Raw genomic sequence first — 25,690 nt, 5'->3', positions numbered from 1 at the left:
ACATCAAGGGCATTGCGCCAGCCGGCGGCGCGCCTTTTCCTGGCGCTGCGCGCGTTCCTCGTCCGACAAGTAGTCGTGCTCGCCGTTCTTGTCGATGCGCACCAGGCGCGCGCCTGAATTCAAGCGCGCCAGCTCGACGCGCGCCGTATCGCATTCGGCGGCCCGCGCCTTGTTCGCGGCAAGCGCTTCCTCCTCTTCCTTGCTCCGTTTCTCGGCGCGCTTCCGGTAGTCCGTCTCGCGCTGCTTCCAGTCCGGCGCAGCCTGTTTCTCGGCCGGCGCTGCCGGCTCGGGCTGCGGTTCGCGCGGTTCCAGCCCGCGCGGTGTCTTCAGGATGCGCGCCGGCGGCGTGCCGGGCGGCGGCGGGCGGTCCGAGAACACGCGCGTACCCTTGTCGTCGATCCAGCTGTACTGGGCATGGGCGAAGAGGGAGGTCAGGGCCAGGGCGCCCGCGCACAGCAGGCGCGGCCATTGTCGTTTCATCGTATTTCCTTGCGTAATCACTTACCTGATTTCGCCATGATTCGCAGGCGCTGTCAATCGCCGTGGTTTTTCGCCAAATGGATGGGTTTCGAGACCATTCCGGCCTTTTTTTGGCCGCCTGAAGAAGTTTTATTGGAGTTTCTGTATAATTCGCTTTTGCGCCTATAGGAAATAAAACTATGCGTCTTCTTCAGAAAGCACTCACGTTCGATGATGTGCTGCTCGTCCCGGCCTACTCCAACATCCTCCCGGCCAACACGTCCCTGCGCACCAAGCTGACCCGGAATATCTCGCTGAACATTCCGCTGCTGTCCGCCGCGATGGACACCGTGACCGAAGCCCGCCTCGCAATCGCGATGGCGCAGGAGGGCGGCATCGGCATCATCCACAAGAACCTGCGTCCCGCCGACCAGGCTCGCGAAGTGGCGCGCGTCAAGCGTTTCGAGGCCGGCGTGCTGCGCGACCCGATCACGGTGCCGCCGACGATGAAGATCCGCGACGTGACCGCGCTCCAGCACCAGCATGGCTTCAGCGGCTTCCCGGTGGTGGAAGGCAAGCAGGTGGTCGGCATCATCACCAACCGCGACCTGCGCTTCGAGGAAGACCTGGACGCCGAAGTGCGCAGCAAGATGACCCCGCGCGAAAAGCTGGTCTACGTGAAGGACGACGCCGACCTCGACGAAGCCAAGCGCCTGATGAACAAGCACCGCCTCGAGCGCGTGCTGGTGGTGGGCGACGACTTCGAACTGCGCGGCCTGATCACCGTGAAGGACATCCTGAAGTCGCATGAACACCCGAACGCATCCAAGGATGCGCAGGGCAAGCTGCTGGTGGGCGCGGCAGTGGGCGTGGGCGACAAGGACAAGGAACGCGTGGAACTGCTGGTGAAGGCTGGCGTGGACGTGCTGGTGGTCGACACCGCCCACGGCCATTCGCAGGGCATCCTGGACCGCGTGAAATGGATCAAGGACACCTATCCGCAAGTCGACGTCATCGGCGGCAACATCGCCACGGCGGCGGCAGCGCGTGCGCTGGTCGAAGCCGGCGCCGACGCGGTGAAAGTCGGCATCGGCCCGGGCTCGATCTGCACCACCCGTATCGTCGCCGGCGTCGGCGTGCCGCAGATCACCGCGATCTCGAACGTCGCCGAAGCCCTCGAAGGCACGGGCGTGCCCTGCATCGCCGACGGCGGCATCCGCTTCTCGGGCGACATCTCGAAGGCGCTGGCCGCCGGCGCCCACACCGTCATGATGGGCTCGATGTTCGCCGGCACCGAAGAAGCGCCGGGCGAAGTGATCCTGTACCAGGGCCGCAGCTACAAGGGCTACCGCGGCATGGGTTCGCTGGGCGCGATGGCCGAAGGTTCGGCCGACCGCTACTTCCAGGAAGCCTCGAGCAAGGCCGACAAGTTCGTCCCGGAAGGCATCGAAGGCCGCGTCGCCTACAAGGGCAGCGTGCTGGCCATCATCTACCAGCTGGTCGGCGGCGTGCGCCAGTCGATGGGCTACTGCGGCTGCGCGACCATCGAAGAGCTGCGCGCGAAAGCCGAGTTCGTCGAGATCACCTCGGCCGGCATGCGTGAATCGCACGTGCACGACGTGCAGATCACGAAGGAAGCGCCGAACTACCGCTCCGAGTAAAAGATCCCCAAGACGCGGCCCGCAGTTGATACTAAAGGCCGCGTTTTTGTATTCGCCATCAGAAGACCCTATGCATTCCAAAATCCTCATTCTCGACTTCGGTTCCCAGGTTACCCAGCTGATCGCGCGCCGCGTGCGCGATGCCGGCGTGTTCTCCGAAGTCTATCCCTACGATATCGGCGACGATTTCGTCCGCAACTACGGCGCCTCCGGCGTGATCCTGTCGGGCAGCCACAACTCGACCCTCGAGGGCGACTCGCCGCGCGCGCCACAGGCCGTGTTCGAACTGGGCGTGCCGGTGCTCGGCATCTGCTACGGCATGCAGACCATGGCGGCCCAGCTGGGCGGCAAGGTCGAGAACGGCAAGGTGCGCGAATTCGGTTACGCCGAAGTGCGCGCCCGCGGCCATACCAGGCTGCTGAACGGTATCAACGACTTCGTCACCGACGAAGGCCACGGCATGCTGAAGGTCTGGATGAGCCACGGCGACAAGGTCCTGGAAATGCCGGAAGGCTTCAAGCTGATGGGCTCGACGGATTCCTGCCCGGTCGCCGCGATGGCCGACGAAGAGCGCCGTTTCTACGCCCTGCAGTTCCACCCGGAAGTCACCCACACGACCCAGGGCGAAGCCATCATCGGCCGCTTCGTGCACGAGATCTGCGGCTGCAAGAGCGACTGGAACATGCCGGACTACATCGGCGAAGCGGTCGAGAAGATCCGCGCCCAGGTCGGCACCGACGAGGTCATCCTCGGCCTGTCCGGCGGCGTCGACTCGAGCGTGGCCGCGGCCCTGATCCACCGCGCCATCGGCGACCAGCTGACCTGCGTCTTCGTCGACCACGGCCTTCTGCGCAAGGACGAGGGCAAGATGGTGATGGACATGTTCGCCAAGAACCTCGGCGTGAAGGTGCTGCGCATCGACGCCTCCGAGCAGTTCATGGGCCACCTGGCCGGCGTGACCGATCCGGAGCAGAAGCGCAAGATCATCGGCCGCGAATTCGTCGAGGTGTTCCAGGCCGAGTCGCAGAAGCTGACCAGCGCGAAGTGGCTGGCGCAGGGCACGATCTATCCGGACGTGATCGAATCGGCCGGCAAGGGCAAGAAGGGCCAGACCATCAAGAGCCACCACAACGTGGGCGGCCTGCCGGAAACCCTGAACCTGAAGCTGCTGGAGCCGCTGCGCGAACTGTTCAAGGACGAGGTGCGCAAGCTGGGCGTGGCCCTGGGCCTGCCGCACGACATGGTCTACCGCCACCCGTTCCCGGGTCCGGGCCTGGGCGTGCGCATCCTCGGCGAAGTGAAGCGCGAGTATGCGGACCTGCTGCGTGAAGCGGATGCGATCTTCATCGAAGAGCTGCGCAATACGCCGTTCGTGGCGCCGATGGTGCCGGGCATCGACGCCGGCAAGGCGCCTGTGAACTGGTACGAGGCGACGTCGCAGGCGTTTGCCGTGTTCCTGCCGGTGAAATCGGTGGGCGTGATGGGCGACGGGCGCACCTACGAGTACGTCGTGGCGCTGCGCGCGGTGCAGACCCTGGACTTCATGACGGCGCAATGGGCGCATCTGCCGCACGACCTGCTGGGACGGGTGTCGAATCGCATCATCAACGAGGTTCGCGGCTTGAATCGCGTTGTCTATGATATTTCGGGGAAGCCGCCGGCGACGATTGAGTGGGAATGATTCCCAGCCCGGCAGCAGCTGGCAAGCCCACGCAAATCAACTAATCCAAGCCCCTGATTTCAGGGGCTTTTTTCTTGCGGGATCAACCGGGTCGATCGCCTGATGCGCAGCGAAGGAATTCGATCTCGAACCGGCTGCGCCAAGCGCAAGTACAAGAGCGATGGCGCGCCTGCTGTCGTGGCGTCCAACCATGTGCAGCGCAAATTCGATGCGACCGAGCCAAACAAAGTCTGGGTCACGGACATCATGTACCTCGCACTCACGAAGGCTGGCTCTAGCTGGCTGTGTGATCGACTTGTCCTCACGCTGATGTCTTCAATCCAGCAAAATGGCGTGGATCGTGGCGATGTCGAGTTGCTCGTGCGAGACAAGAGATCGCATGAACCTCGCAATACTTCCGCGATTTGCTAGATTGGGAGATACGGGAAAGCCGACTGCGCATGGCTTGAGGTTTTGCACAAGCGCTGCCAATGATCAGACGACAGGGAGCGACCATGTTGCGCCATTCAATGTTCACGCTCCTGATCGTGCCGCTGCTGCTCGCGGCCCCGGCCGCGGACGCCCAGCATCTGGCCTACGAGATGACTTTGCTTCCGCGCTTCGATCATGTCGGCGGCGTCAACGACCTTGGCCAGATAACCGGCAACATCTTCGACGCCAACCACAATCGTTTAGCGACCGTGTGGACGCCGGGCGCGCCGGAAGCTTTTCGCTATCTGGGCACGCCGGGCGATTTCGCGTCCGCCATTAACAACGCGGGCCAGGTCACCGGCGAGCACCAGTTTGGGCCGGGCCAGTCGCGCGCCGCGATATTCCACAATGGCCAGATCCAGGACCTTGGCGGGCCGGACGGCGTTCCCAGCATCGGTCGCGCCATCAATGCAAGCGGCCAAGTGGCGGGATCCTTTGGCAATGACCCTCTAAAGCCGCGTGCTTTCCTGTATGCAAACGGCAAGATGACGGACCTTGGCGCTTTCAGCGGCGACAGCAGCGACGCTTACGGCATCAACGATGCCGGCCATGTAGTCGGCGCCTCGAGGGTGCTCGACGCCGGGGGCGTGACAAATAGTCCGCATGCCTTCGAGTACAGCAAGGGCACCATGCATGCGCTGGAGATCGGCGGCGCCAACAGTATCGCCTGGGACATCAACAATGCCGACCAGGTCGTGGGAGAATGGGCCCCTTCGAGCGAGGGCGGCGTCCACGCCTTCGTCTACCAGGATGGCCGATTGCAGGACCTCGGCAATCTGGGCGGCGACGTCACCTCCGCGCTGTCGATCAACGAGCGCGGCGACATCGTCGGCTCCGGTACCACCGGGCGGGGCGATACGGTCCACGGCTTCATCTACATCGACGGTAAACTGGTCGACGTGAATACCCTGCTCGTAGAGCCCGATGGCTGGGAGATCACGGGCGCCAGCGCCATCAACGAAGAGCGCCAGATCGTATCCCTGGCTTGCCGAACCGATATCCAGTACGCGTGCGAGTGGGCGCTGCTCAGCCCGGTGCCCGAACCGGCCGCGCGCTTGCTCTGGAGCGGAGGGCTTCTGCTGCTCGCATCACGCTGGGTCTTGCGCCGGCCCGGTCGTCGTAAAGCCCCGGACTGCCGAGCCAGCCGAGCCAGCTGAGCGAAAACCTTGACGAGGCCAGAATGACGCTCGAAAGAATGCTCGCATGGGTCGCCGGTATTATGCGGCGCCAGGACCGACATGAACGTCACCGATGACCCGGTCAGCTGGGCGCGCTGATGAAACAATCCGCTAACGCACGCACGCACGCACGCACGCACGCAGGTCAAGGTACCGGTGCTCGAGAAAGGAACGCAATCATGTCAAGCAGAACTCTCCCGTCGATCCGCAGTCTTGTCGGGCTGATGACGGCAGCCAGCCTTGTCGCCTGTGCGACGCCCCCCAGCGACCAGGATCCCGCACGGCATTACTCGCGGCAGTCCGCGAGCGCGGCGGCCCCAGGCGTGCCTGGCTCGTCTTCCGCACAGGGCGGGATGGCGGGCAGCGCAATGACCGGTAGCGATGCAGGTTGCGGAATGATGGGCGCGGGCATGGCAGCGAGCCAGGCGGGCTGCCCGATGATGGGGGATAGCAAGGCAGCTGGCGGAATGCAGCACATGGACAAGGAGTCGATGTGTGCGATGTACCGAAGCCTGCGCGATGCGCCGAACGAGCAGGCGCGCCAGGCGATGATGGACCGGAACATGCAAGGCATGTCGCCTGGGATGCGCCAGCATCGCATGGACATGATGCGGCAGGAGTGTCAATGACAGCGCCCATGTCTTCATGACCGCGATCCTGCTGCCTTCATCGTCGCCACGACGGGTTCTGGTTACCCCAGCAATGCAACAGTTTTGAGCTGGACCCGGACCCGACGCGCTGACGCGATGCAGAGTTCGCGGTTGAACCGTGCGCTAATGCGCGCCAGGGTCGCTGTCGGGCCAACCCATAAGCGGACCAGCACATCGGCTGCAGTATCGGCAGGCGTAAGCGCCGTGACTTGCGCGGGAAACAGGTTGATGATGCGACGTCCCGTGCATGGATGCGGCAGCGCAGGCGGGCGCCCACAGGTTCAGCATGCCGCGCGACGCCCAACATGCCCCCGGCGAACGCCAGGCATGACAGGTCGTCCACCTCGTGCGCCGTCAGTAATGCACGATGTCGGATGGCCTGCGCCATTGGACTGGGCAGTTCCGGTAACGCCGGCCGGCTGATCGAGCGCAAGACAGCTGCGACATGCCTTTTCTATACATGTGAAGTCCGAAATTGTGGGTTAGGCCACGCGTGTCTTCGGCGTCCCTGTCGCTTGCCTGGATCACAACGGAGCGACTGTCGAGCACACGCGGTTGGCGCCGCTAACGATGCCCTCCTCTGCAAGGTAGAGGTGCGCGACGATATCCGATTTTTTCCAGAAACTTACTGAAGGGCAGAACATTGCTTTTCACGAGCATAAATCGGATTCCACATTACAAAATCCACGCTGCGAAGCAGCAAATAAAATATGCTGCTCTGCGATAAGCGTTTTCGCATTGTGCAATGAATGACTCAACTCCTTGAAAATAATAGGGATTATTTTCAATTGTTCTCCGCGCATTGACGTGGGGCGACGCAGCACAGCTGCGTATTATTAATGCATAAGGTTTGCGCAAGATACCTGTGCCGACTACGCTTTTTTTCGCCTATCAGGAGTAATAAATGCCTCAGTTTCAAAACGATATCGAAGCAATTTCCAGTATGAAAGCAAAATATGGGAGTGCCTGGAACGCAATCAATCCCGAGTCTGTAGCGCGGATGCGCGCCCAGAACCGATTCAAGACTGGCCTCGACATTGCGCGTTATACCGCCGCGATCATGCGTGCAGATATGGCTGCTTATGACGCCGATCCATCGAAGTACACGCAGTCCCTTGGATGTTGGCACGGATTTATCGGTCAACAAAAACTCATCTCGATCAAAAAACATTTCAACAGTACCGATCGTCGCTACCTCTACCTGTCAGGATGGATGATTGCGGCCCTGCGTTCGGAGTTTGGCCCGCTGCCGGATCAGTCGATGCATGAAAAGACCGCGGTCCCGGCACTGATCGAGGAGCTGTATACCTTCTTGCGCCAAGCCGATGCGCGCGAGCTCGGCGATCTATTCCGCCGCTTGGATGATGCTTCAGGCGCCGACCGCGAAGCCATCCAGCAAAAGATCGACAATCATATAACCCACGTGGTGCCCATCATCGCGGACATCGATGCCGGTTTTGGTAACGCTGAGGCCACCTACTTATTGGCCAAACAAATGATCGAGGCGGGCGCCTGCTGTATTCAACTTGAAAACCAGGTGTCCGATGAGAAGCAGTGTGGTCACCAGGACGGCAAAGTCACCGTACCGCACGAAGACTTCCTTGCCAAGATCCGCGCCGTCCGTTACGCCTTTCTCGAATTGGGCGTGGACGACGGCGTGATCGTCGCCCGCACCGACTCTCTCGGCGCAGGCCTGACGAAGCAGATCGCTTATACGCGCGAACCCGGCGATCTCGGCGACCAGTACAACGCCTTTCTGGACGCTGAAGAAGTAAGGCCGGAGTCGACGAAAAATGGCGACGTGCTCATCAACAGGGGAGGGAAGCTCGTGCGCCCCAAGCGCCTTGCGAGCAATCTGTTCCAGTTCCGGGAGGGAACGGGTGAAGCGCGCTGTGTCCTGGACTGCATTACTTCCCTCGAAAATGGCGCCGACCTGTTATGGATTGAAACCGAAAAACCTCATATCGGCCAGATCGGCGGCATGGTCAAGGAGATCCGCAGAGCCATTCCAAACGCAAAGCTGGTCTATAACAACAGCCCATCGTTCAACTGGACCTTGAACTTCCGTCAGCAGGTGTTCGACGGCATGGAAGCCGACGGCAAGGATGTCGGTGCCTACGAGCGAAGCAAGCTGATGAGCGCTGAATACGATGATTCGGAGCTGGCGCGAATTGCGGACGAGAAGATCCGCACTTTCCAGGCCGACTCGTCGCGCGAAGCCGGCATCTTCCATCACCTGATTACGCTGCCGACCTACCATACCGCTGCATTGTTGACGGATAAGCTCGCAAAGGATTATTTCGGTGACCAGGGCATGCTGGGCTATGTGGCGGGTGTGCAGCGCAAGGAAATCCGGGAGGGAATTGCGTGTGTCAAACACCAGAATATGTCGGGTTCGGACATTGGCGACGATCACAAGGACTATTTCAGCGGGGAAGCGGCGCTGAAGGCCGGAGGAAAACACAACACCATGAATCAGTTCTGACGGCACGCGAGATTGGACGTCGGCCGATCGCGGCGTCCACATCCTCAACCAAATCCTGGAGTGAAAATGAATAATGCAAATACGATCCCGGGAAGCAGTCACGCGCTTGTCCCGGCAAGCGATGACGTGACGGGCGGCGGTTCGGGCGATCATCACCATATCCACGCCGACCTGCATATCCGGCCCGTACGCGAAACCGCAGTTCATGGCGAGCACCCTGCCAATGACATCATGCGCTCGGTTGGACGCGTAGGGATCATCGGCGCGAACAGCATCGGCATCGGCATCGCCAGAGGCGTGCTCAATGCCGACATCCCGGTAACGGTTTTTGACAAGAGGGATACGCTTGATCAGGGGCTGGCGCTGCTTCGCTCGGCTTATGAAACCTCGGTGAAGAGCGGGACGCTGGCTGAAGACAAGCGCGATAGGCGCCTTGCGCTGTTTTCCGCCACCGTGAAGTTTCATCACCTGAAAGACTGCGATCTCATCATCGAAGTGATGCATATCGAAGCGGAAGTTCGGGAAAAGTTCTTTCGATGGCTGGACGAAATTGGCAAACCAAGCGCGGTTCTGGTAGCAAACGTCTCCGGTGCCTCCCTCGACCGTGTTGCCCGCTTCACGAGGCGACCCGCCGATGTGCTGGGCCTGCATTTTTCGGGTCCTGATGATTTGTCGGAGAGTCCAGGCCTGGTTCGCGGAAGAGATACATCGAGAGAGACCTATGCTACTGCGGCCGGGCTCCTCGCCGAGATCGGCATCATCAAAGCATCATGAGCCTGGCATAAACCGGATGATCTTCCATCGAGGAGGGTCATCTTTCGTTTAAGCCATTTGTCGGATACTCCCGAGCCTGGTACAGCAAGCGCATGTCTGCGCCCGCTAGGAAAGCATGCCGCAGGCGCGAACCCCTGGCGCATTCTCGCTCCTCCGCTGCCGCAGGAAAAACCGCAGCATTTCCCTGCTGGCATCGGGACCGGTCGGCTCGGTATAGCTGCCGCGCCGGTTGCCGCCGCACCAGGCATGTCCGACACCGTGGACGGTCCAGTGTTCGGCCAGGATGCGCCCGCCGTGTCCCTTGTGAACGTGCCGGGTGAACCCGCGCCCGGCGGCGTTGCCGGTTTCTGTCGATGACGACAGCGCTGCCTGCCTGTGCGGCATCTGCGCCGAATAGCAGTCGACGCTTTGCTGCACCACGGCGGCACTGTTTTTCGGGTGCACGGTGAAGTCCAGGTCACCATGGAAGACGATGATCGGCACGCTGGGCTGGGGCGCTTCATGTACCGGCGCTTGCGGAATGCCGCCGTCGCGCATGGCCAGCACCGCGGCATAACGATCGGTGGCGCTGCCATGGGCCAGGCCGGAATGGCAGCCCACGGCGGCGAACAGCTCGGGATAGGTCCTGCCGAGGATGATCGCCATCGCGCCTCCCGCGGACAGGCCGGCAACGTACACGCGCCTCTTGTCGACCGCGTAGTCCGCCATGACTTTTAGCGTAAGGCCGGCGATCAGGGCGGGTTCTCCGCGGCCGCGATGATGGTGGGCGTCGTCGAACCAGTTCCAGCATCGGCTCCAGTTGGCGTCGGACGACTGTTCGGGATAGGCCACGATACATCCATATTCTTCTGCCAATTCGTTCATGCCGGTGCCGAGGGCGAAGTCGTTTGCGTCCTGCCCGCCGCCATGGAGCATGACGAGCAGCGGCAGCGGGGCGCCGACGTAGCCGCTGGGGATGAACAGCTTGTAGCGCAGGGATCTGGCGTCGCCGTCGTAACGGCCTGAAATGAAATCGCCGGCGTCCTGTGAGGCGGCGGGAACGAATGGCGTGAGGGCGAGGGACGACCATGCGTCCAACATCGTACTTAGCATATGCGACTCCTTGTAAGCGCTGAGTCTTTGACCCTTTGCGCCAGTGTCACACGATGGTGCGCCGCAGCAAAGGGATCACTGGGCCGTCTGCGCGTAGGACGTCATGCCAGAGAAAGGTCAAGATGCGCTGGCAGCGCCAGCAACACTGCGGTACGGTAAGCTTCGGTTTCTGTGCCGTGGAAACACATAGTTGCAAGGATCGGATTGCAGTCCCATCACACATGTTGTAGCATCGATATGGAATTAACATGAACGATGAGGCATGCTTTACCGGCACAGCGGACGCAGGAATGCCGGCATAGCAGGCCAGCTCGCCACTGCCGTTTCGGAACTCATCCATGCCGGACACGTACGGATCTCCCCACGCAAACGACACGGTGCACACCTACGCAATGGGTGAGCGTGCGGATTATCTCGAATTCGATATTCGCGACCAGAGCGTTCGAACGCCCCTCGCGCGGCCGCATCGCCATGAATTTTTCCAGATCATGGTCACGCTCGAGGGCGAAACACAGCAGACGGTCGGCGGCGCGGTGCGTCCGGTCGGGCGCGGCACGCTGACCTTCGTGCTGCCTTACCGCGTCCACTTGGTGCCATTGCCGGCCGGTTCGCGTTTTATCGTCATCAATTTTTCCCAACGCTTCCTGCGTCCCGACCTCGACGTCGATCCGCTCGACCTGGAGGATGTCCCGGTGTCGCGGGTGCCGGAGCTGGCGCCTTTCCTGTACCAGGAGTACACGGACTTCCTGCTGGAGGGGAAAGACCTTGCCGATACCGAGGCACTGCTCGCGCAAATGATTGAGGAAAACTCGCGGCGCGGTTTTGGCTCGCTTGAAATTCTGCGCGGCATGCTTCTCCAGGTGATCGGCCTGACCTGCCGCCGTCATGGCGATCAGTTGCTGCAGCTCTCCAGCCAGAAGACCCGCTCGGCCGGCCGCCGCGAGGCATTGCTGCGCGTGGCGCGCTATATTCGCGACAACCTGTCCCGCGAACTGAGCCTGACGGAAGCGGCAGCGGCGGCATTCCTGTCTCCGAACTACCTGGCGCATTTGCTCAAGAACGAGGTCGGCAAGACCTTCACCGACATGGTCACGGAACGGCGCATGGAGCGCGCGCAGGAACTGCTCGCCAATACGCCAATGCGCATCGCAGACGTCGCCCACGCATCCGGATTCGCCGACGAAGGCTACTTCACACGCCGATTCCGGCAATGGTTCGGCACGACGCCCCGCCAGTACCGTGAAAGCGTGCGCGCAGCCGTCCACCTCGAATCCTGACATCACCGCGGCCCGGCGCCGACTGCCACGGCCATGAGGTCCGAATTTCAAGGTAAAAGTTGTCTTCAGACAGAGAAAACTGAAGGTAGGCAATGTCTCTACTCACCATAGGTCAGCGCGTCGGCCAAAAAGCCTGAAACTCCCGATACTCGACAATCCTGTCCCTGTTCACTGCGTCGACAGCAGTGATACTTTGGATTCGCTGCATCCCCGGATAAAAAGCACTGCAGATGCGATGCCGGAAACGCACGAATTCAAGAAAGAATTCGCTGCCTGAGGAAATAAAACATTAGGAGACAACATGCTGACTGCAACGGAGCCCGGAGTAAGTTCGCTCAGCGGTGAAGCCGGGCACCGCCCAGCGAACCGCAAATGCCTGTTTTTCATGCTGGGGTGGGCGCTGCTTGCCTTATCCTTTTTCCTGCCGGCGCCCGAGGGCATGCCGCACCAGGCGATGCTGACCCTCGGCGTGATGAGCGTCGCCGTGGTGTGGTGGGTCACGGAAGCCATGCCGGTACCGGTCACGGCGATGATGTTGCCGGTGCTCTTGCACGCAGTCGGCATCATCGACCTGAACAAGTCGATGAGCCAGGCCTTCGGCGACAGTTTCGTTCCCTTCCTCATCGGTGTGCTCGCGCTCTCCGTGGCATTTACCCGCTCGGGCCTGGGCAAACGCGTAACCTACCTGCTGCTGTCCTTGTCCGGCACCTGCGTCAAGCCGGTCCTCGCGATCTACATGGGCGTCTCCTTCATCGCCTCGATGTTCCTCAGCGACGTGGCCGTGGTCGCGATGATGCTGCCGATCAGCGTCGGCCTGCTGCGTTCGGCCAACGTGAAGCCGGGCGAGAGCAATTTCGGCCGGGGCCTGATGATGACGATCATGCTGGGCTCGACGCTCGGCGGGATCGCCACGCCCTCGGGCGTCACGGCCAACATCATCACGATGAGCTTCCTGACGAAGAACGCCGGCATTCACGTTTCCTTCCTCGACTGGGTCCTGCTGGGAACGCCGATCGCGGTGGCGATCACGGCGGTGGCCTATTTCCTGATCCTGAAGATGTTCAAGCCCGAAATGAAGGAACTGCCCTTCGGTAAGGAGCGCATCAGGGAGGAGCTGCGCGAGATGGGCCGCTGGAGCAGCGCGGAGGTCACGACGATGGTGGTGTTCGTGCTCGGCGCCGGCCTCTGGCTGAGCGGCGACTGGAACAAGCTTCCGATCTCCCTGGTCTCGCTCATCATCCTCGGCCTGCTGTCGGTGCCGCGGCTGGGCGCCTTCGAGTCCTGGAGCCCGATCGAGAAGGGGATCGAGTGGGGCGCGCTGCTGCTGGTGGTGGGCGGCTTCACGCTCGGCATGGCGGCCAAGGAGAGCGGCCTGGCGACCTGGGTGGCGCAGAGCGCGCTCGGACCGATGGCCGAGCTGCCGCTGTGGCTGCAGCCCTTCGCCGTCACGGTGCTGGTCGCCATCGATTCGCTCGGCTTCTCCAGCTTCGGCGCTTCGGCGGCCGTGAATGCACCCTTCGTCATCGCTTATGCGCAGCAGCACAACTTCCCGGTGCTGGCCCTGGCGATGGCGTCCGGCTTCGCGGCCTCCACCCACTTCATCCTGGTCACCGAAAGCCCGTCGTTCGTGCTGCCCTATGCGTACGGCTATTTCAGCTTCAAGGACCTGTTCAAGATCGGCAGCATCCTCACCGTGCTCAGTGCCGTGATCATCGCGGCCGGGCTGGTCCTGTTCGGGATGCCGGAAGGGCAGGTGACGGCCAAGCCCGTGCCGGCCCACGCCGTCTCCGCCGCGCAGCACCATTGAACGGTGGCGGCGAGTCCGCGCCGTGTTCGACAGCCGCCTCCACACGAGGCGGTTTTTTTTCGTGCCGGTGCAATGCATGCGCCGCGGCACGGCCACCCGGGAATCACATCGGTGGATTGTCCCAGACTTGCACACTTGCCTGCATTGTCGGGGATATGCCGCCCGGGATTTAATGACGTTACCGGACATGCGAAGCTGCGCCTGACGGACGGAGACGACATTTCACATCAATAGAGGAGCATGATCATGGCAGCAGTATTGGAATCGCCCCAGCAAACCGCAGCGACCCAGGCGAAGGCCGGGCACGATGACCGTTACCAGATTCCGGCAACGATGAAGGCGTGGGTGCTCGGCGCCCCCGACGAACTGACCCTGGTCGAGAAACCGGTGCCGGAGCCGGGTCCCGCCGAGGTGCTGGTGCGTATCGATGCGATCGCGGTGTGCGCCACCGACCTCGAGATCATCAAGCATGGGCCGCCGGCGCAGATCCGGGGCGGGCTGCCGTTCAACAAGGGCTTCACTCCTGGTCACGAGTACATGGGCACCGTGGTCAAGCTGGGGCACGGCGTCGACGAGTACAAGATCGGCGACCGGGTCGCGGTCGAAGTGCATGCCGGCTGCGGCCGCTGCGAACGCTGCCGCGAAGGGATGTACACCTCCTGCCTCAACTACGGCAAGAACTACGGCGAGGTCGACAAGGGGCATCGCGCCAACGGCTTCACGACCGACGGCGGCTTTGCCGAGTACGCGATCAATCACATCAACACCATGGTGCACGTGCCGCACCACATGAGCGACGAGGAAGCGACGCTGATCGTCACCGCCGGCACCGCGATGTACGGACTCGATGTGCTGGGCGGCCTGATCGCCGGCCAATCGGTGGTGGTCACCGGCCCCGGTCCGATCGGCCTGATGGGGGTGGGCGTGGCCAAGGCGCTGGGCGCCGACCAGGTGATCCTGACCGGCACCCGCGACAACCGCCTCGAGATGGGCCGCAAGCTGGGCGCCGACCACACCATCAACGTCACGCACGAGGACGCGGTCGAGCGCGTGCGCGAAATCACCGGCGGCGGCGCCCATTACGTGCTCGAATGCTCGGGCGCGCCGAACGCCATGAACGACGCCGCGCGCATGCTCAAGCGCGGCGGACGCATCTGCCTGGCCGCCTTCCCGCAGCAGCCGGTGCCGGTGGACGTGGCCTACCTGGTGCGCAACAACATCTACGTGTTCGGCATCCGCGGCGAGGGCAAGAGCGCCACCCACCGCGCCGCCTCGCTGATGGGCATGAACCGCTTCCCGGCCAAGCTGATCCACACGCACACCTTCCCGCTGGACGAGGTGCCGACTGCGCTCCGGTACGCGCGCGAGCGCATCGACGATGCGATCAAGGTCGTGGTCACGATGAAGCACTAAGGCAGGCAACAGGGCTGGCAACGGAGAGGATGGCGGAGACTATGCTTAGTTGGGACAACTACATTTCGGCGGCGAGCCTGGACGAAGCGTTCGCGCACCTGGCGCGCTACGGCGACAGGGCCCGGGTGATCGCGGGCGGGACCGACCTGTTCACCTGGGCGCGCGAGGGGCGGGCCGGCGACGTGCACTACGAGGCCCTGGTCGACGTCACCCGCATCGCTCCGCTGTCCGGCGTGCGGATGGAGCAGGGACGCCTGCGGATCGGCGCCAACACGACGATCGCCGAGTTCCTGCGCCACCCGCTGCTGTTGCAGCACGCACCGGTGCTGCGCCGTTGCGCGATCTGGTTCGCGGACGACCAGATCCGCGAGCAGGCGACGGTCGGCGGCAACCTGGTGAACGCCTCGCCGGCCGGCGACGCGATGCCGCCGCTGCTCACCCAGAACGCGAGCGTGACGCTGTGGCGCCACGAGGCGGGCGAGCCGAGGTCGCGCACGCTGGCGCTGGCCGACTACCTGCAGGGCCCCGGCAAGACCGCGATGGCGCCGGGCGAGCTGCTGGGCCACATCGAGCTCGAGCCCGCGGGCGCCTACGGCACCGCGTTCGAGAAGGTCGGGCACCGCCGCTCGCTGGTGATCTCGACGGTTTGCCTGGCCGTGCTGGCGCGGCTGGATGCGAGCGGCGTCCGCTTCCACGACGTGCGGATCGCGATCGGCGCGGTCGGTCCCGTGGCCATGCGCCTGCCGGAAGTCGAGCGCCTGCTGGCGGGGCGCGAGATCGGCGCCGAGCTGATCGCGGATGCGGCGCAGATGGCCGAACACCATGTGCGTTCGCGCAGCCGGGTCGAATACCGGCGCGAGGTGCTGGTCAACTTTGTCGAGCGGGGCATCGTCAACGCCCTGCAGGAGTGCGGCTTCGCGGTCGCGCGCGATGCCGGACACGGCGAGGAGGTATCCCATGCATGAAGCAAGAATAAGCATGACGGTCAATGGCCGTCTGGTCGAAAAGCGCTGCGAGCCGCATTTGCGCCTGCTCGATTTCGTGCGCGACGAGCTGCACCTGACCGGCAACAAGGAAGGCTGCGGGGCCGGCGAATGCGGCACCTGCTCGATGTTCGTCGACGGCAAGCTGATCAAGAGCTGCCTGACCCCGGCCGCCAAGGCGCAAGGCTGCAAGGTCGACACCGTCGAGGGCCTGGCCGACCACGAAAGCGGCGAGCTGACCGTGCTGCAGAAGGCCTTTCATCGCACCGGCGCCTCGCAATGCGGCTTCTGCATCCCGGGCATGGTGATGGCCGCGACCTCGACGCTGCGCCGCAATCCCCACGCCAGCCTGGACGAGATCAAGGAGGGCCTGTCCGGCAATATTTGCCGTTGCACCGGCTACCAGAAGATCTTCGAGGCGGTCGAACTGGCGCGCGACGTCCTGAACGGCAGCAGGCCGCCGGCCGCGCTGGACGAGGAAAAAGTCGAGGGCGACTTCATGGGGGCCAGCTATCGCCGGCTCGACGCGCCTTCCAAGGTCGCCGGCCGGCTGCAGTACGCCGCCGACATGTCGCTCACGAACATGCTGCACATGCAGGTGCTGAGGAGCCCCGTGCCGCACGGGCGCATCGAGCTGCTCGACGTGTCCGAGGCGCGCGCGATGCCGGGCGTGGAAGCCGTGATCACCTGCGACGACGTGCCAGGCAAGGACGGCTTCGGCGTGTTCTACCACGACCAGCCGGTGCTGGCGCGCGGCGTGGTGCGCCATACCGGCGAACAGATCTGCGCGGTGGTGGCCGGGAGTCCGGCCATCGCGCGCGCGGCGATCAGGAAGATCAAGCTGCGCATCGCGCCGCTGCCGGGCGTGTTCGACCCCGAGGAAGCCATCGGTCCGGGCGCACCGCAGCTACACGAGGCCTACCCGGGCAACCTGTGCAAGCACACCAGGATCCGCAAGGGCGACGTCGAGCAGGGCTTCCAGCAGGCCGACTATGTGTTCGAAGACGTGTTCCGCACCCAGGCGATCGAGCACGCCTACCTCGAGCCGGAGGCGGGCGTCGCCTGGCTGGATCCGGACGGCACGGTCGTGGTGCATTCGCCGAGCCAGAACATCACCCACCATCGCCACATGCTTGCCACGATCCTGAACCGGCCGATCAACAAGGTGCGCATGGTGATGAGCGCGATCGGCGGCGGCTTCGGCGGCAAGGAAGACATGATCTACCAGGGCATGCTGGCGCTGGCCGCGATCAAGACCCGGCGCCCGGTCAAGCTGGTGTTCACGCGCGAGGAATCGCTCGCCGTATCGGCCAAGCGCCACCCGTTCACGATCCGGTATCGGATGGGCGTCATGAAGGATGGCCGCATCGTCGCCAGCGAAATGAAGATGCTGGCCGACGGCGGCGCCTACGCGATGTCCAGTCCGGCGGTGATGAACAAGGCCTCGATCCTCGGCCCCGGTCCATACCGGATCCCGAATGTCTGGGTCGACGCGATCGCCGTCTATACCAACAACACCCCGAGCGGCGCGTTCCGCAGCTTTGGCGCCTTCCAGTCCGAGTTCGCGACCGAGGCGATGCTCGACCAGGTGGCCGAACACCTGAAGATGGATCCGATCGAGCTGCGCCGCGTCAACGCGATGCGCGACGGCGCCAACACGCACACGCAGCAGGATATCGTCCGTTCGGTCGCGCTCCTGAAGTGCATCGATGGCGCGGCCGAGGCCGCGCAATGGGAGCCGGGCGTCCCGCACCGCGAGGCGCTCGGGCAGCAGCGCCGCGACCTCGGGCTGGCCGGCGCCCGCGCACCATGCGAACTGGGCGCCCGCCTGCCGAAACACGAGGCCAGGGCGGCCGGGCCGCAGGTCCAGCAACAGCAGGCGCAGGAGGTGGAGCAATGAAGAAGCGTGGACGCGGCATGGCCTGCGGCTGGTACGGCATCGCGCGCACGGCGGCGATGGACCGGGCCGCCGCCTGGGTCGAACTGGATGACGGCGGCACGGTCAAGGTGATGACCGGCGTGACGGAACTGGGCGAAGGCATCCTGACGGTGCTGTGCCAGGTCGCCGCCGACGAGATGGGCGTCACGCCCGAGGACGTCACGCTGGGCGACAACGACACGGCGCGCGTGCCGGAGGCCGCGCACGCGGGCGCGACCCGCCAGACCTACATGATCTCGAATGCGGTGGCGCTGGCCTGCCGCGACGCGATGGCCAAGTTCAGGGAGGCGATGGCCAGGCGCTGGGAGGTGGCGCCGGAGCGCATCCACGCCCGCCACGGACGCTGCTGGGCGGACGATCCGCACAATCGCCACGAGTGCACGATGTCGGCGGCGGTGCACGCGCTCAAGTTCGAGCACGGCATCGTGATCGTCGGCAGCGGCCTGTACTCGTCGCAGCACACGGCGCTCGATCCGGCCGACGGCCATGCGACGCCATGGAAGTCCTATGTCTGGGGCGCCCAGATCGCCGAGGTCGAAGTCGACACCGATTCCGGCGAGGTGCAGGTGCTGGGCGTCTGGGCCGCGCACGACATCGGCCGGGTGATCAATCCGCGCGGCGTCGAAGGCCAGATCGAAGGCGGCGTGGTGATGGCGGTCGGGCACGCGCTGATGGAGGAGTACAGCCAGAAGGATGGCGTCACCACCACCCCGAGCTTCGCCAAGTACATCCTGCCGACCGCGCTCGACGTCCCGCACGTGACCTCGGTGCTGATCCAGGAGGTCGATCCCAACAACCCGCTGGGCGTGAAGGGCATTGGCGAGCCGGCCATGGTGCCGACCGCGCCGGCGATCGTCAACGCTATCTACGACGCCGTCGGCGTGCGCATCAGGACGCTGCCGGCCACGCCGGAACGCGTGCTGGAGGCGCTGCGTCACAAAGGCCGTCAACAGACCCTGAAAATTACGGAGCGGGCACCAGCATGAACAAACCATTCAGTGTAGGCGGCGCGAGCACGGCGCGGCTGGCGGAAATCGACGCGACCCTCGAGCGCGCCCGGGCCATCGCGGCCGCCGGCGGTCTGGAAGCGGCGCTCGCGACCGGGACCCTGCCGGCGCGCATGCAGGTGACCCTGGCCGAAGGCCTGGTCCTTGGCCTGCTCAAGCAGGGCGTCACCAAGTACCTGGCGATCTTCGGGCACGGCTCGACCCACATCGGCGAGGTGCTGCGCCAGTACGACGAAGCCGGCGTGACGCGTACCTTCAACTTCCGCAACGAAGTGGCGATGGCCCACGTGGCCACCGCACTGGCCTGGCAGTACGGCGAGACACCGGCGGTGGTCACCTCGATCGGGCCGGGCGGCTTGCAGGCGATGGCCGGCGCGCTGGCGGCCGCGTCGAACGGCGTGGGCGTCTATCACATCTATGGCGACGAGACCACCCATGGCGAGGGCTACAACATGCAGCAGGTTCCGCGCCGCCGCCAGGGCATCTACGGGCAGATGGCCGCGCTGCTGGGCGAATCCTACGTGCTGCACACGCCCGAGGCATTGCGCGACGCGCTGCGCCGCGGCACCCAGACCGTGCACGACCCCTACAAGGCCGGTCCCTTCTTCCTGCTGGCGCCGATCAACACCCAGCCGGCCACGCTGGCGCTCAACCTGGCCGCCTTGCCCGAGCGGATGAAGCTGCCGCGCCAGGCGCTGGCCGACAGCCAGGACCTGGAACAGGCCGCCGCGCTGATCCGCGACGCGCGCCGGATCGTCATCAAGGCCGGCGGCGGTTCGCGCCGTTTCGCAGCCGAGCTGCGGGCGCTGGCGGAGCGCATCGGCGCGGCGGTGGTGCTGTCGCCCGGCTCGACCGGGGTGCTGCCGCACCGGCATCCGCAGAATATGCACGTCGGCGGCAGCAAGGGCTCGATCAGCGGCAACTTCGCGATGCAGAACGCCGACCTCCTGATCGCCATCGGCACCCGCGCCGTCTGCCAGGCCGACTGCTCCGGCACCGGCTACCCGCAGGTCCGGGCGGTCGTCAACATCAATGGCGACCCGCTCGACGCCACCCACTACAACCGCACGCTGGCGCTGATCGGCGACATCGGCGCGGTCGTCCGGCAGCTCGCCGAGGCGGTGGGCGCGGTGCCGCCGGAACAGCACGCGCCATGGCTGCAGGCCTGCGCCGCCAGCAAGGCCGAATGGCTGGCGTTCTCGAAACAGCGCTTCGACGCGCCGCCGCTGGCCGACGCCGCCTGGCAGCGTCCGGTGCTGACCCAGCCGGTGGCGATCAAGACCGTGGACGACTTCGCCAGGGAAGTCGGCGCCGTCAAGTACTTCGACGCCGGCGACGTCCAGGCCAACGGCTTCCAGATCGTCGAGGACGACGCGCCGTTCCAGACCTTCACGGAAACCGGCGCCTCCTACATGGGCTTCGCGACCAGCGGCATGGTGGCGGCGGGCCTGGCGCAGCGGCCCGCGTATCCGATCGCCTTCACCGGCGACGGCTCGTTCATGATGAATCCGCAAGCCCTGATCGACGCGGTGGAGCACGGCACCCGCGGCATGATCGTCATCTTCGACAACCGGCGCATGGCCGCGATCAGCAGCCTGCAGCATGCCCAGTACGGGCGCGAGTTCCGCACCAGCGACTCGGTCGCGGTCGACTACGTGCGGCTGTGCTCGAGCGTGCAGGGCGTATGCGCGCTGTGGGGCGGCGCCACGCGCGAGGAGCTGGCGGCGGCGCTGCGCGCGGCGCATGCGCATCCGGGCCTGTCGGTGGTCCACGTGCCGGTGTATGCCGGCGAGGATCCGCTTGCGGGGATGGGGGCCTATGGTTCCTGGAACGTCGGCAACTGGGTGGACGAGGTACAGGCGCGCTACCACACGCTGGGCCTGTAGCCGGTCGCCGGTTGCCGCGTCGCCGTCCGGGCCGCCTTTCGAGGCGGCTTTTTCGTTTTGCGGCGGGCGGAACGCGTGCCCGGCGGATCGGTGGATAGTCCCAGAGTTTCACATTTGGCGACATTGTTGCGGCTGGGCCGGCGCGGTTTAATGGAGTCACCAGAAAAGAGGAGACGACGCATGAAGCGCGAGCAGCTTGGCCTGTATGCCGATTACGGCCTGTACATCGATGGAGTCTGGCGCGCCGCCACCGGCGGCGGCGTACGCGAGGTGCTGGATCCTGCCACCGAGACGGCGGTCGGGGTGATTCCGGTGGCGCGGCAGGAAGACCTGGACGCCGCCCTGGACGCGGCCCGGCGCGCCTTCCGCAGCTGGGCCGCGACCTCGCCATGGGAGCGCTCGGCCATCCTGCGCGGCGCGGCCGGGCACCTGCGCGCCCGCGCCGCGCAGATCGCCGTGCTGATGTCGTCCGAGACCGGCAAGCCGGTGGCCGAGGCGCAAGGGGAAGTGGGCGCGGCGGCCGAGCAGTTCGAGTGGTACGCCGAGGAAGCCAAGCGCATCTACGGCCAGTCGATCGAGGCGCGTGAACCGGACGTGCGGATGGCGGTGCGCTACCAGCCGGTCGGCGTGGTCGCCGCCTTCACGGCCTGGAACTTCCCGGCGCTGCTCCCCGCGCGCAAGATTGCGGCGGCGCTGGCGGCCGGCTGCACCGTGATCGTCAAGCCCGCCAGCGAAGCTGCCGGCTCCTGCATGGCGCTGGTACAGGCCTGCATCGATGCCGGCCTGCCCGCCGGCGCCCTCAACCTGGTCACCGGCGACTCCGGTTTCATTTCCGAATACCTGCTGCGCTCGCCGGTGGTGCGCAAGGCCTCGCTGACCGGCTCCACGCCGGTCGGACGGCGCCTGCTGGAACTGGCCGCGCAGGGCATCAAGAAGGTGTCGATGGAGCTGGGCGGCCATGCGCCGGTGCTGGTCTTCGAGGACGCCGACGTCGAGCACGCGATCCGCACCTGCGCCGCCTTCAAGTTCCGCAATTGCGGACAGGTGTGCGCATCGCCGACCCGCTACTACGTCCACGACAGCCTCTATGAACGCTTCTGCGAAGGCTTCGCGGCCGCGGCCAGCCGGCTCAGGCTGGGCCCGGGCCTCGACCCGGCCACCCAGATGGGGCCACTGGCCAACCGGCGCGGCTTCGACAATGCCGCGCGCCTGGTCGAGGACGCGCTCGGCCATGGCGCGACGCTGATGACCGGCGGCGGCCGCCCCGCGGGCATGGACAGGGGCTTCTTCTTCAGCCCGACCGTCCTGAAGGATGTACCGCAGCACGCGGCCATCATGCAGCACGAGCCATTCGCGCCGATCGCGCCGATCGCGCCGTTCTCGAGCTTCGACCAGGCCATCGAACTGGCCAACTCGACGCCCTACGGCCTGGCCAGCTACCTGTTCTCGCGCTCGCTCAAGACGGCCACCCTGGCCAGCGAAGCGATCGAGGCCGGCATGGTCGGCATCAACGACATGGCGATCGCCAGCGCCGAGATGCCCTTCGGCGGCGTCAAGGAAAGCGGCATGGGTCGCGAAGGCGGCGCGCTCGGGATCAGGGACTACCTGGAACCCAAGTTCATCAAGACCCGGCTGCTGTAAAAGGAGACAAAGATGGATGAAAAGATCAATCCCGGCGCCGAAGACCAGCAGCATGGACTGGGGCGTGGCCTGACCAACTACGGCGACCGCGGCTTCGCACTCTACCTGCGCCGCTCGTTCTTCAAGTCGATGGGCTATTCGACCGACTTGCTGAAGAAGCCGATCATCGGCATCGCCACCAGCCCGTCCGGCTACAACAACTGCCACCGCTCGATGCCCGAGCTGGTCGAGGCGGTCAAGCGCGGGGTGCTGGCGGCGGGCGCGCTGCCGATCGACTTCCCCACCATTTCCCTGGGCGAGGTGTACCTGAATCCGACCAGCATGATGTTCCGTAACCTGATGTCGATGGACGTCGAGGAAATGGTGCGCGCCCAGCCGATGGATGCGGTCGTGCTGATCGGCGGCTGCGACAAGACCGTGCCCGCGCAACTGATGGGGGCGGCCTCGGTCGACCTGCCTGCGGTGCAGCTGGTGACCGGACCGATGATGACCGGCCGCCACCAGGGCGAGCGCCTGGGCGCCTGCACCGACTGCCGCCGCTACTGGGCCGATTTCCGCGGCGACCGCATCAGCCGCCAGCAGATCGACCAGGTCGAGGGTCGCCTGGCCACCACCTCCGGCACCTGCGCGGTGATGGGCACGGCCAGCACCATGGCCTGCATCGCCGAGACGCTGGGCATGTCGCTGCCCGGCACCGCGGCGATTCCGGCGGTGCACGCCGACCGCCTGCGCGCCGCCGAAGCCAGCGGCGCGCTGGCGGTGCAGCTGATCCACAAGCCGATCAGGCCATCGCAGATCATCACCGAAAAGTCGGTCGAGAATGCGCTGCGCGTGCTGCTGGCGCTGGGCGGCTCGACCAACGCCATCATTCACCTGACCGCGGTCGCCGGCCGGCTCGGCATCAAGATCCCGCTGCGCCGCCTGAACGAACTGTCCGACACCACACCGGTGCTGGTCAACCTGAAGCCGACCGGCGAAAACTACATGGAAGACTTCCACGCCGCCGGCGGCATGTCGGCCGTGCTGCGCGAACTGCGTCCGCTGCTGCACCTGGACACGCTGTCCGTCACCGGCGAAACGCTGGAACAGCGCCTGGACGCCGAGCGCGAGCTGTGGACCGACCGCCGGGTGATCCGCACCTGCGAAGAGCCGATCGAGCCGGAGGGCGGCCTGGTGGCGCTGTTCGGGTCGCTCGCGCCTGGCGGCGCGATCCTGAAGCGCTCGGCGGCCGACAAGAAGCTGTTCGAGAAGGAAGGACGGGCGGTCGTGTTCTCCTCGCTGCAGGACCTGGCCGACCGCATCGACTCGCCCGACCTGGACGTGAGCGCCGACGACATCCTGGTGCTGCAGAACGCCGGCCCGACCAGCGGCAGCGGGATGCCGGAAGCCGGCTACCTGCCGATTCCACTGAAGCTGGCGCGCGCCGGCGTCAAGGACATGGTGCGCATCTCGGACGCGCGCATGAGCGGCACCGCGTTCGGCACCATCGTCCTGCACGTGACGCCGGAAGCCTGCCAGGGCGGGCCGCTCGGCCTGGTGCGCAACGGCGACCGTATCCGGCTGTCGGTGAAGGACCGCTGCATCGACCTGCTGGTCGACGAAGCGGAGCTGGCGCGACGCCGCGCGGCGAATGCCGGACAGGCGGCGCCGACGAAGCCGGCGCGCGGCTACGCCAAGCTGTACATGGAACACGTGCTGCAGGCCGACCAGGGCTGCGACTTCGACTTCCTGCGGGGCGAGGATAAGCGCAACGATCGGTAGCACCGCTCGAACAATCGGGAGACAGACATGATGATAGGTATTCCTGCCGCCACGCGGCCGGGAGAGCGGCGTGTTGCCGCGACGCCGGAAACCGTCAAGAAGCTGGTGGCCGCCGGACATGAGGTGGTGGTCGAGTCGCACGCGGGGCTGGCCAGCAGCGTCACCGACGAGATGTACCGGCAGGCCGGCGCGCGCATAGGCGAGCCGCATGAGGCCTACGGCGCCGGCCTGGTGCTGACGGTGGTGTCCCCGAGCCCGGCCGAGCTGCGCATGATGCGGCCGGGTGCGGTGCTGGTCGGGATGCTCGGCCGCTTCGACGAGGAGAACGTCGCGCGCCTGGCCGATGCCCGCCTGACCGCGTTTGCGCTCGAGGCGGCGCCGCGCACCACCCGGGCGCAGTCGATGGACGTCCTGTCCTCCCAGGCGAACATCGCCGGCTACAAGGCCGTCATGCTGGCCGCCAACCTGTACCAGCGCTTCATGCCGATGCTGATGACCGCCGCCGGCACCGTCAAGGCGGCGCGCGTGCTGGTGATGGGGGCCGGCGTGGCCGGCCTGCAGGCGATCGCCACGGCAAAGCGCCTGGGCGCGGTGATCGAAGCCTCCGACGTGCGCCCGGCCGTCAAGGAGCAGGTCGAGTCGCTCGGCGCAAGATTCATCGATGTGCCTTTCGAGACCGACGAGGAGAGGGACATCGCGCAAGGTGCGGGCGGCTATGCGCGCCCGATGCCGCCGTCCTGGCTGGCGCGCCAGTCGGCGCTGGTGGCTGAACGCATCAGGCAGGCCGATATCGTGATCACCACCGCCCTGATCCCGGGACGCAAGGCGCCCCTGCTGGTCACGCAGGCGATGGTCGAATCGATGAAGCCGGGCTCGGTGATCGTCGACATGGCGGTCGAGCAGGGCGGCAACTGCGCGCTGTCGCAGCTGAACCGGACCGTGACCGAGTACGGCGTGCACATCGTCGGCGAGCCGAACCTGGCGGCGCTGCTCGCGGCCGACGCTTCCTCGCTGTACGCGCGCAATGTCCTCGATTTTCTCAAGCTCGTGCTCGACAAGGAAGGGCGCTTCGCCCTGAACCGCGACGACGACATCGTCGCCGCCTGCCTGTTGTGCGCGGACGGCACGGTCGAACCACACTAGGAGGCCATCATGGAAATCAGTCACACGATCATCAACCTCATCATCTTCGTGCTGGCGGTCTACGTCGGCTACCACGTGGTCTGGACCGTCACCCCGGCGCTGCACACGCCGCTGATGGCGGTCACGAATGCGATCTCGGCGATCGTCATCGTCGGCGCCATGCTGGCGGCCGGGTTGACCGAAGGGGCGCTCGGCCAGGCCATGGGCACGCTGGCCGTGACGCTGGCCGCGGTGAACGTGTTCGGGGGATTCCTGGTAACCCAGCGCATGCTGGCGATGTTCCGCAAGAAGGAGCCGAAGGCAGTCGCGAAGACCGAAGCCGGGGCGGGCGCGCCGGCCGGCGCCGCGGCGGGAGCGAAAGCATGAACCCGGCCTTCAATCT

19 protein-coding genes and 1 pseudogene are annotated in these 25,690 nt (G+C 65.2%); 18 read left to right on the top strand and 2 right to left on the bottom strand.

Annotation, left to right across the window (positions count from 1 at the left end):
• Positions 1-3 precede the first annotated feature (3 nt).
• Positions 4-480: a DUF4124 domain-containing protein gene (locus AM586_RS04115; RefSeq protein ID WP_052233792.1), complete on the bottom strand. Its 477-nt coding sequence runs from the start codon at positions 478-480 to the stop codon at positions 4-6.
• A 179-nt stretch (positions 481-659) separates the two neighbouring features.
• Here AM586_RS04115 and guaB point away from each other — a divergent pair, with 179 nt between their 5' ends.
• The 7 genes and pseudogenes from guaB (at position 660) to AM586_RS04085 (ending at position 9,359) form a co-directional block, all read left to right on the top strand.
• Entirely contained in the window at positions 660-2,120 is a 1,461-nt protein-coding gene (gene guaB / locus AM586_RS04110; RefSeq protein WP_052233793.1) for an IMP dehydrogenase, read from the top strand.
• Between the two features lie 70 nt (positions 2,121-2,190).
• Positions 2,191-3,801: a glutamine-hydrolyzing GMP synthase gene (gene guaA, locus AM586_RS04105; protein WP_052233794.1), complete on the top strand. Its 1,611-nt coding sequence runs from the start codon at positions 2,191-2,193 to the stop codon at positions 3,799-3,801.
• 72 nt (positions 3,802-3,873) lie between these two features.
• Positions 3,874-4,076 (top strand): annotated as a pseudogene (locus AM586_RS28720) (IS3 family transposase); the annotation flags it as partial.
• Positions 4,077-4,295: 219 nt separating this feature from the next.
• A complete protein-coding gene (locus AM586_RS04100) occupies positions 4,296-5,429 on the top strand; it encodes a hypothetical protein (protein ID WP_162600519.1) in 1,134 nt (377 codons plus the stop codon).
• A gap of 200 nt (positions 5,430-5,629) precedes the next feature.
• Positions 5,630-6,079, top strand: coding sequence for a hypothetical protein (locus tag AM586_RS04095; RefSeq protein WP_052233796.1), 450 nt, complete (start codon positions 5,630-5,632; stop codon positions 6,077-6,079).
• Positions 6,080-7,004: 925 nt separating this feature from the next.
• The gene (locus AM586_RS04090; protein ID WP_060566915.1) at positions 7,005-8,585 is read left to right on the top strand and encodes an isocitrate lyase; all 1,581 of its coding nucleotides are present in this window, start codon (positions 7,005-7,007) and stop codon (positions 8,583-8,585) included.
• 66 nt (positions 8,586-8,651) lie between these two features.
• A complete protein-coding gene (locus AM586_RS04085) occupies positions 8,652-9,359 on the top strand; it encodes a 3-hydroxyacyl-CoA dehydrogenase family protein (protein WP_052233798.1) in 708 nt (235 codons plus the stop codon).
• 105 nt (positions 9,360-9,464) lie between these two features.
• Here the strand turns inward: AM586_RS04085 and AM586_RS04080 are convergent, their stop codons facing one another.
• Positions 9,465-10,451 (bottom strand): PHB depolymerase family esterase, encoded by a 987-nt coding sequence (locus AM586_RS04080; protein WP_052233799.1) that lies wholly within the window; start codon positions 10,449-10,451, stop codon positions 9,465-9,467.
• Positions 10,452-10,789: 338 nt separating this feature from the next.
• On the opposite strand from AM586_RS04080, the gene AM586_RS04075 reads away from it, so the two are divergent.
• The 11 genes from AM586_RS04075 to AM586_RS04025 all read left to right on the top strand — a co-directional run bounded on the left by AM586_RS04075 (position 10,790) and on the right by AM586_RS04025 (position 25,674).
• Positions 10,790-11,728, top strand: coding sequence for an AraC family transcriptional regulator (locus AM586_RS04075; protein WP_229411145.1), 939 nt, complete (start codon positions 10,790-10,792; stop codon positions 11,726-11,728).
• 301 nt (positions 11,729-12,029) lie between these two features.
• Entirely contained in the window at positions 12,030-13,535 is a 1,506-nt protein-coding gene (locus AM586_RS04070; RefSeq protein ID WP_082439633.1) for a DASS family sodium-coupled anion symporter, read from the top strand.
• 246 nt (positions 13,536-13,781) lie between these two features.
• The gene (locus AM586_RS04065; RefSeq protein ID WP_082439864.1) at positions 13,782-14,948 is read left to right on the top strand and encodes a zinc-binding dehydrogenase; all 1,167 of its coding nucleotides are present in this window, start codon (positions 13,782-13,784) and stop codon (positions 14,946-14,948) included.
• A 41-nt stretch (positions 14,949-14,989) separates the two neighbouring features.
• Positions 14,990-15,913 (top strand): xanthine dehydrogenase family protein subunit M, encoded by a 924-nt coding sequence (locus AM586_RS04060; RefSeq protein ID WP_052233802.1) that lies wholly within the window; start codon positions 14,990-14,992, stop codon positions 15,911-15,913.
• Positions 15,906-17,831, top strand: a complete 1,926-nt coding sequence (locus AM586_RS04055) for a molybdopterin cofactor-binding domain-containing protein (RefSeq protein ID WP_052233803.1) — start codon at positions 15,906-15,908, stop codon at positions 17,829-17,831. Before AM586_RS04060 ends, AM586_RS04055 begins: the two co-directional genes overlap by 8 nt.
• Positions 17,828-18,856: a xanthine dehydrogenase family protein molybdopterin-binding subunit gene (locus AM586_RS04050; RefSeq protein WP_052233804.1), complete on the top strand. Its 1,029-nt coding sequence runs from the start codon at positions 17,828-17,830 to the stop codon at positions 18,854-18,856. Before AM586_RS04055 ends, AM586_RS04050 begins: the two co-directional genes overlap by 4 nt.
• Positions 18,853-20,763: a thiamine pyrophosphate-dependent enzyme gene (locus tag AM586_RS04045; RefSeq protein ID WP_082439631.1), complete on the top strand. Its 1,911-nt coding sequence runs from the start codon at positions 18,853-18,855 to the stop codon at positions 20,761-20,763. Before AM586_RS04050 ends, AM586_RS04045 begins: the two co-directional genes overlap by 4 nt.
• Before the next feature lie 180 nt (positions 20,764-20,943).
• On the top strand, positions 20,944-22,404 hold the full coding sequence (locus AM586_RS04040; protein ID WP_109370422.1) for an NAD-dependent succinate-semialdehyde dehydrogenase: 1,461 nt from the start codon (positions 20,944-20,946) through the stop codon (positions 22,402-22,404).
• A 12-nt stretch (positions 22,405-22,416) separates the two neighbouring features.
• The gene (locus AM586_RS04035; protein ID WP_052233805.1) at positions 22,417-24,165 is read left to right on the top strand and encodes an IlvD/Edd family dehydratase; all 1,749 of its coding nucleotides are present in this window, start codon (positions 22,417-22,419) and stop codon (positions 24,163-24,165) included.
• A 27-nt stretch (positions 24,166-24,192) separates the two neighbouring features.
• Positions 24,193-25,308 (top strand): Re/Si-specific NAD(P)(+) transhydrogenase subunit alpha, encoded by a 1,116-nt coding sequence (locus AM586_RS04030; RefSeq protein WP_052233806.1) that lies wholly within the window; start codon positions 24,193-24,195, stop codon positions 25,306-25,308.
• 9 nt (positions 25,309-25,317) lie between these two features.
• Positions 25,318-25,674, top strand: coding sequence for an NAD(P) transhydrogenase subunit alpha (locus AM586_RS04025; protein WP_052233807.1), 357 nt, complete (start codon positions 25,318-25,320; stop codon positions 25,672-25,674).
• The last annotated feature ends 16 nt before the right edge of the window (positions 25,675-25,690 follow it).

This window comes from Massilia sp. WG5, assembly GCF_001412595.2.
Classification (GTDB): Bacteria; Pseudomonadota; Gammaproteobacteria; order Burkholderiales; family Burkholderiaceae_D; genus Telluria.
The sequence above is the reverse complement of the archived record's forward strand: the minus strand, read 5'-3'. Positions and strand labels throughout refer to the sequence as shown.

Coding starts and splice junctions, on each gene's coding strand:
- AM586_RS04050 (WP_052233804.1), top strand. CDS start 17,828: ATGAAGAAGCGTGGACGCGGCATGGCCTGCGGCTGGTACGGCATCGCG.
- AM586_RS04085 (WP_052233798.1), top strand. CDS start 8,652: ATGAATAATGCAAATACGATCCCGGGAAGCAGTCACGCGCTTGTCCCG.
- AM586_RS04040 (WP_109370422.1), top strand. CDS start 20,944: ATGAAGCGCGAGCAGCTTGGCCTGTATGCCGATTACGGCCTGTACATC.
- guaB (WP_052233793.1), top strand. CDS start 660: ATGCGTCTTCTTCAGAAAGCACTCACGTTCGATGATGTGCTGCTCGTC.
- AM586_RS04115 (WP_052233792.1), bottom strand. CDS start 480: ATGAAACGACAATGGCCGCGCCTGCTGTGCGCGGGCGCCCTGGCCCTG.
- AM586_RS04055 (WP_052233803.1), top strand. CDS start 15,906: ATGCATGAAGCAAGAATAAGCATGACGGTCAATGGCCGTCTGGTCGAA.
- AM586_RS04035 (WP_052233805.1), top strand. CDS start 22,417: ATGGATGAAAAGATCAATCCCGGCGCCGAAGACCAGCAGCATGGACTG.
- AM586_RS04070 (WP_082439633.1), top strand. CDS start 12,030: ATGCTGACTGCAACGGAGCCCGGAGTAAGTTCGCTCAGCGGTGAAGCC.
- AM586_RS04060 (WP_052233802.1), top strand. CDS start 14,990: ATGCTTAGTTGGGACAACTACATTTCGGCGGCGAGCCTGGACGAAGCG.
- guaA (WP_052233794.1), top strand. CDS start 2,191: ATGCATTCCAAAATCCTCATTCTCGACTTCGGTTCCCAGGTTACCCAG.
- AM586_RS04065 (WP_082439864.1), top strand. CDS start 13,782: ATGGCAGCAGTATTGGAATCGCCCCAGCAAACCGCAGCGACCCAGGCG.
- AM586_RS04075 (WP_229411145.1), top strand. CDS start 10,790: ATGCCGGACACGTACGGATCTCCCCACGCAAACGACACGGTGCACACC.
- AM586_RS04025 (WP_052233807.1), top strand. CDS start 25,318: ATGGAAATCAGTCACACGATCATCAACCTCATCATCTTCGTGCTGGCG.
- AM586_RS04045 (WP_082439631.1), top strand. CDS start 18,853: ATGAACAAACCATTCAGTGTAGGCGGCGCGAGCACGGCGCGGCTGGCG.
- AM586_RS04095 (WP_052233796.1), top strand. CDS start 5,630: ATGTCAAGCAGAACTCTCCCGTCGATCCGCAGTCTTGTCGGGCTGATG.
- AM586_RS04080 (WP_052233799.1), bottom strand. CDS start 10,451: ATGCTAAGTACGATGTTGGACGCATGGTCGTCCCTCGCCCTCACGCCA.
- AM586_RS04030 (WP_052233806.1), top strand. CDS start 24,193: ATGATGATAGGTATTCCTGCCGCCACGCGGCCGGGAGAGCGGCGTGTT.
- AM586_RS04100 (WP_162600519.1), top strand. CDS start 4,296: ATGTTGCGCCATTCAATGTTCACGCTCCTGATCGTGCCGCTGCTGCTC.
- AM586_RS04090 (WP_060566915.1), top strand. CDS start 7,005: ATGCCTCAGTTTCAAAACGATATCGAAGCAATTTCCAGTATGAAAGCA.